General features: G+C 55.2%; 6 protein-coding genes and 1 pseudogene. All 7 read right to left on the bottom strand.

What is annotated here, in order from left to right; all coding sequences use genetic code 11:
• Positions 1–3 precede the first annotated feature (3 nt).
• A complete protein-coding gene (locus U869_RS0107020) occupies positions 4–348 on the bottom strand; it encodes a hypothetical protein (RefSeq protein ID WP_025123765.1) in 345 nt (114 codons plus the stop codon).
• A gap of 1 nt (position 349) precedes the next feature.
• The gene (locus U869_RS0107015; RefSeq protein ID WP_025123766.1) at positions 350–988 is read right to left on the bottom strand and encodes a TetR/AcrR family transcriptional regulator; all 639 of its coding nucleotides are present in this window, start codon (positions 986–988) and stop codon (positions 350–352) included.
• A 186-nt stretch (positions 989–1174) separates the two neighbouring features.
• On the bottom strand, positions 1175–3184 hold the full coding sequence (gene tkt / locus U869_RS0107010) for a transketolase (RefSeq protein ID WP_369795104.1): 2010 nt from the start codon (positions 3182–3184) through the stop codon (positions 1175–1177).
• A gap of 16 nt (positions 3185–3200) precedes the next feature.
• Positions 3201–4151, bottom strand: coding sequence for a transaldolase (tal, locus tag U869_RS0107005; protein ID WP_025123768.1), 951 nt, complete (start codon positions 4149–4151; stop codon positions 3201–3203).
• Between the two features lie 27 nt (positions 4152–4178).
• Complete coding sequence (locus tag U869_RS0107000; RefSeq protein ID WP_025123769.1) at positions 4179–4637, bottom strand: RpiB/LacA/LacB family sugar-phosphate isomerase; 459 nt, start codon at positions 4635–4637, stop codon at positions 4179–4181.
• Positions 4638–4691: 54 nt separating this feature from the next.
• Complete coding sequence (locus U869_RS0106995; RefSeq protein WP_025123770.1) at positions 4692–5063, bottom strand: PTS glucitol/sorbitol transporter subunit IIA; 372 nt, start codon at positions 5061–5063, stop codon at positions 4692–4694.
• A 10-nt stretch (positions 5064–5073) separates the two neighbouring features.
• Positions 5074–5934 (bottom strand): annotated as a pseudogene (locus U869_RS0106990) (2-keto-3-deoxygluconate permease); the annotation flags it as partial.
• Between the last annotated feature and the right edge of the window lie 9 nt (positions 5935–5943).

The raw sequence follows: 5943 nt of genomic DNA, 5'->3' as shown, positions 1-5943 counted from the left end.
CAACTAATTAGAGGCATTACCCTGACCTGCTGGCACTGACAGCCAAACGGCATTCAGTAACGGCAGCAGGATCAATCCCAACATGATGAGCAGGCGGCCCGGTGTTATTCCAGCTAAAGAAAATAGCCTGCTACGGATATCCCACCAAAGCCGCCGATCTTTGGCGCTCCACAGCATCACCAATACTGCCAGGGCCGGGCCAAGTAGTCCCAACAGAGCCAGGATTAGTGTCAGCTGTTGCCTGTCTGGTAAATGACTAAAATAGGCTGCTATGGCCCACGACGACCACGAAAATGCAAAGACCAGAATAAAAAATCGCTGCGGGGAATAGCGGATTGCCGGCATCATTTTATTCCACTCCTTGGATGCTGGCCCCTAATACGGCGGCAAAAGATCCGGCAACGGCACCGAATGAGCGCTCAATCAGCAACAGCATGGCCTGCATGCGGGCGGCATGTTCTTCAGGCGTCCAGCTAAACATGTGGTGACCAAACAGAAACAGTGAACCGGCGAGGATGAATTGCACCGTGGAGAGCGGATCTTCAACCTGAAACACGCCTTCCCGGTTTCCTTGCTCCACCACTGCCGCCAGGATCGGACCAAAGGACAGTACCGTTTCAATATTGCTGCGCTCATGCAATGCGCGGTTTTCTGGCCGGTGCAGGTCTTCAACCAGAGACTGTCCTTCGTCGACGGTTTGGTTTTGTGCCGTGATAATGGCGCAGAATTTTTCAATTGCCCCCAGTTGTGGATCGTCGGCAATGCGTTGTGAGCGGGCAACCATGTCGGCGCACAGTTGCTGGGCCAGGGCCGCCAGCACCTCATCCTTGGATTTGAAGTAGTAATAAAACGTGCCTTTGGCAACGCCAGCCTGGCGGACGATGGTATCTACCGAGGTTGAGTCATAGCCCAATTCCTGAAACAACTCGCCTGCTGCCTGCAAGATTTCTGCCCGGCGCACCTCTGGGGTTTTTACTGTCCGTACCATGGTTAATCCCTCTTTTGTGTATGGAATAGCGTCACCTTATTAACTGACTGACGGTCAGTCAATTAGTAAATGATCTTTTTTATCGAAGAGGGAAGTGGCTTCTTGCGGCGGGTTTCTGGGCTATGGCAGCGGAAAAGCCCTGACAAGATCGATTGCCAAGGCTTGTTTTGGATCTGTCTATGGCGCTTAGCTGAGTAATGCTCTCGCCTGAGCAACCACGTTATCGACGGTGAAGCCAAACTGTTTAAACAGCAGTTCTGCCGGGGCGGACTCTCCAAAGGTGGTCATCCCGACGACGGCACCGTTCAGACCCACGTATTTGTACCAGTAGTCGGCGATACCGGCTTCCACGGCCACACGGGCGCTGACCGCTTTCGGCAGCACGGATTCACGGTAAGCGCTATCCTGCCGATCGAAGGCATCGGTGGAGGGCATCGACACCACTCGCACGCGGCGGCCTTCGCCAGTCAGCCGATCATAGGCACCTACCGCTAGCTCAACTTCGGAACCCGTGGCAATCAAAATCAGTTCCGGCTGGCCTGCACAATCCTTCAGCACGTAAGCGCCACGATAGACGTTGGCGAGTTGCTGCGGCGTACGCGGCTGCTGTACCAGGTTCTGGCGGGAGAAAATCAGCGCCGTCGGGCCGTCGTTGCGCTCAATGGCGTACTGCCAGGCCACCGCGGATTCCACCTGATCGCATGGACGCCAGGTGCTCATATTCGGCGTTACGCGCAGGCTGGCCATTTGTTCGACCGGCTGATGCGTCGGGCCATCTTCGCCCAGGCCAATAGAGTCGTGAGTGTAGACCAACACGTTGCGGATTTTCATCAACGCCGCCATGCGTACCGCATTGCGGGCGTATTCCATAAACATCAGGAAGGTCGCGGAGTAGGGTAAAAAACCGCCGTGGAGGGCAATGCCGTTAGTGATGGCGGTCATGGCAAACTCGCGCACGCCATAGTGGATGTAGTTACCGGCCACATCGTCGCCTAGCGATTGGGAACCAGACCACTGGGTCAGGTTGCTTGGCGCTAAATCAGCAGAGCCGCCAATGAACTCTGGCAGGAACTGCCCAAAGGTTTCCAGCGCGTTTTGCGAGGCCTTGCGGCTAGCAATATTGGCCGGGTTGGCTTGCAGGTGTTCCACAAAGGCTTTGGCTTCGGTTTGCCAGTTGGCGGGTAATTCACCTTTTACGCGCCGTTGGAACTCGGCAGCCAACTGCGGGAAGGCGCTGGCATAGGCGGCAAATTTCTCGTTCCAGTGGCTTTCATTGGCCTGACCGGCTTCTTTGGCATCCCATTTGGCGTAGATATCCTGCGGGATGTCGAATGCCGGGTATTCCCAGCCCAACTGTTTGCGGGTAGCCGCTATCTCGGCATCGCCCAAGGGAGCGCCGTGGGCATCGTGTGTCCCGGCTTTATTGGGGGAGCCGAAACCGATAACGGTTTTGCACATCAGCAGCGAAGGCTTGTCGGTTACTGCCTTGGCGGCCTCAATTGCCGCCCTGATGGCCTCACCATTGTGGCCGTCAATGTCGCGTATCACATGCCAACCATAAGCCTCAAAACGCCCGGCGGTATCATCGGTAAACCAGCCTTCGACGTCGCCATCGATAGAGATGCCGTTGTCGTCATATAGCGCGACCAGCTTACCCAGCTTCAGGGTACCGGCCAGCGAACAGGCTTCGTGCGAAATCCCCTCCATCATGCAACCGTCGCCCATAAACACATAGGTGTGGTGATCGACGATCGGGTGGCCTGGTCGGTTGAACTGGGCGGCTAACGTGCGTTCAGCGAGCGCCATACCGACGGCGTTGGCTATCCCTTGACCCAACGGACCGGTAGTGGTTTCCACACCGGGGGTATAACCCACCTCCGGATGGCCGGGAGTTTTGGCATGTAGCTGCCGGAAGTTTTTCAGTTCTTCCATTGGCAAGTCATAGCCGGTGAGGTGCAGCAGGCTGTAAATCAGCATTGAGCCGTGGCCGTTGGACAGCACAAAGCGATCGCGGTCCGCCCAGGCCGGGTTTTGCGGGTTATGTTTCAAAAAGCCGCGCCATAGGGCTTCGGCCATATCTGCCATGCCCATGGGGGCGCCCGGGTGGCCGGATTTTGCCTGCTGTACCGCATCCATGCTTAGGGCACGTATGGCATTGGCCAATCGGTTGCCGATAACAGCGCTGTGAGTCGTCATGATGTCTTCCTCGAATTCAAAGCATTTCGCGCAGCATGCTTTCAAGTTTTTCCTGATCGGCGGCGAACAAGCGGATCCCCTCGGCCAGTTTTTCCACCGCCATCGGATCGCTGTGATGTTGCCAGAGGAATTCGGCCTGGCTCAGCGGGCTGGGGCGGGAGTGGATCACGGCCTGAACGTCGAGTTTTCTGGTCAGCGGCTCGTTGCTGTCTTGCAACTCATTGAGAATGGCCGGGGAAATCGTCAGACGATCGCAACCCGCCAGTTCGGTGACCTGCGATTTCTTGCGGAAACTGGCTCCCATTACCACCGTTTCATAGCCATGTTCTTTGTAGTATTGGTAGATGTTACGTACGGAGGTCACGCCAGGATCTTCGTCCGACTGTTGAAACACCTCGGGCTGACGAGCCTGATACCAATCATAAATCCGGCCGACAAACGGCGAGATGAGATAAACACCCGCTTCGGCACAGGCCCGCGCCTGGGCAAACGAGAACAGCAGTGTCAGGTTGCAGTTGATGCCTTCCTGTTCCAGTTCTTCCGCGGCCTTGATCCCTTCCCAGGTTGCTGCCAGCTTGATCAGCAAGCGTGAGCGTTCAATCCCCTGTTCCTGATACAGCGCAACCAGGCGGCGTGCCTTGGCGATACACAGGCCGCGATCCCATGAAAGGCGGGCGTCAACTTCGGTTGAAATACGGCCAGGTACATGACGCAACACTTCCGCCCCAATGCTGACGGCAACCAGGTCGCTGGCGTTGACCAGTTGAGTTTCCAGCGAGCCTCCCTGGCGTTTTGCCATACCGACCGCATCGCGGATAATCCCTTGGTACTGCGGCAACTGGGCCGCTTTAAGGATCAGGGAAGGGTTGGTAGTGGCGTCCTGGGGTGAAAATTGTTTGATGGCGTCAATATCCCCGGTATCCGCAACCACAACGGTGTAGCGCTTTAAACTCTCTAATTGGTTCATAATTCCCTCTCTTCCAGAGTCAGATGGTTAATTGGCCAGATGCTGGTTCTGGTAATAATCAATACGCTCGACCTTGGCGGTGGAGCCGCCGCCTTCGAACTCTGAATTCAACCAGGCATCAATGATTTTTTTGGCCAACTCTGGGCCAATAACCCGCGCGCCAAGGGTGATGATTTGTGCATTATTGCTTTTACGCGCTCTCTCGGCTGAAAACGTGTCGTGACATTGAGCCGCTCGGATACCTGGTACCTTATTAGCCACAATGCTCATGCCAATACCGGTACCACAAATCAGAATGCCTCTGGCAAACTTGTCTTCTTTAATGGCCATGGCGACCGCGTCCGCAATATCGGGATAATAGCGGTTGTCCGGTTGTTTATCGCTACTGAAGTCCACCCAGGCAATATTCAGTGAGTCGAGATAATTGGTAATAATGCTGCGGAATTCCCAGGCAGCATCGTCTGCTCCAATAGCAATGGGTTTCATAATAAATATCCTTTACAACAGATTGAAAGTCACCGTTATCGGGTGCCCGTTTAATTAATGCTTTGCAAATACAGTAATATTACCCTGAACCCGTAATTGGCACGGTGGTTCACCGAGTAAATGCACCGTACCCGGGAGTTCAGGCTCGGTGCCGCCATCAAACAGCAGGGTGATATGGCCCAATTCTGCCAGATTATGGCTGGCAACGGCCCCCACCGCGGTGATTGGGTAAGTTGTGTCAAATATTTCGAGATACTGATTGGTCGCCAGAGGCTCTATTAACTCCCCCTCACGATGTACCACACAATAATCAATAATATCCTTGGGGGCGCGATCGCTAAATAATACCAGGCGCTTCTCTTCCAGGAATAGGGCTGCTTGTTCACCAATCGCCGAGATCTCTGCATGCCAAATAATCTTCTTCATCCCGTTCTCGCTATTTGGGTTTGTCTGCCGGATCCGTCAACGGCTGCCCGGTAAGCGATTCCGCCGGGGCAGGAGCCGTAATCAGCCCTTTGGCCTTCAAGCGTTTATCAAACCAGGCGACCAGCAGCGGTGCCGTCAGCATGGTAATGATACTGGCGGTGGCCAACTGTGCCGTGGCGGCGTCAACAAAGGGTTGCAACAACGGGTCGGCCTGGGCAACCATGGCTGGCGTCAAGGCGGAGCTGGCTGCGGTGGTCCCCAATGCGGCACCCAGCGCGGTCTTTTTCTTCAGGAACAGGTTATAGAGGAAGTAGAACACGATACCGGTCAGCGCGGAGATGACGCCCAGCACAATGCCGGACAGGCCAGCGGTGAACACGGTATTCATGCTGGAGTTGGCACCGATGGCAAACGACATGATGATAATCACCAGCGGCTGAGCGGAAGCGCACAGTTGCTTGAATTTCTCATCCAGGTTGCCCCACATCATGCCGATGATTAACGGGATTAACATGGACAGCAGCGCCGAGAACGGAATGTTCGCCAGACCGCTGACGCCCAACACTACCATGGTGACGAAGGGACCATCCTTCACGCAGAATACCGAGATGGCACCCGAGTCGCTGGCATCGCCATAGTTGCTGCATAACGCAATATACAGTGAGCTGTTGGAACTGGTGATACAAGCCACAAAAGCCAGCGTCGAGATGCCAATAAAACCGGCCGGGCCAAAGAATGCCCCCATCAGCCACACCGCCAGCGCACCGGCGATGAATTTCAGCGATAACAGCACCGCGCCCTTGTAGAGCGGCAGCCCGGCCTGGCGGATGTTGATAGACGAGCCGCAGATCAGCAGGAATATACCCAATAAACCTCAAGA

This window comes from Serratia sp. H1w, assembly GCF_000633355.1.
Taxonomy (GTDB): domain Bacteria; phylum Pseudomonadota; class Gammaproteobacteria; order Enterobacterales; family Enterobacteriaceae; genus Chania.
The sequence above is the reverse complement of the archived record's forward strand: the minus strand, read 5'-3'. Positions and strand labels throughout refer to the sequence as shown.

Bases quoted from the DNA above. Each gene is read 5' to 3' on its own strand.
- U869_RS0107000 (WP_025123769.1), bottom strand. From the start codon at position 4,637: ATGAAACCCATTGCTATTGGAGCAGACGATGCTGCCTGGGAATTCCGC.
- U869_RS0107020 (WP_025123765.1), bottom strand. From the start codon at position 348: ATGATGCCGGCAATCCGCTATTCCCCGCAGCGATTTTTTATTCTGGTC.
- U869_RS0106995 (WP_025123770.1), bottom strand. From the start codon at position 5,063: ATGAAGAAGATTATTTGGCATGCAGAGATCTCGGCGATTGGTGAACAA.
- tkt (WP_369795104.1), bottom strand. From the start codon at position 3,184: ATGACGACTCACAGCGCTGTTATCGGCAACCGATTGGCCAATGCCATA.
- tal (WP_025123768.1), bottom strand. From the start codon at position 4,151: ATGAACCAATTAGAGAGTTTAAAGCGCTACACCGTTGTGGTTGCGGAT.
- U869_RS0107015 (WP_025123766.1), bottom strand. From the start codon at position 988: ATGGTACGGACAGTAAAAACCCCAGAGGTGCGCCGGGCAGAAATCTTG.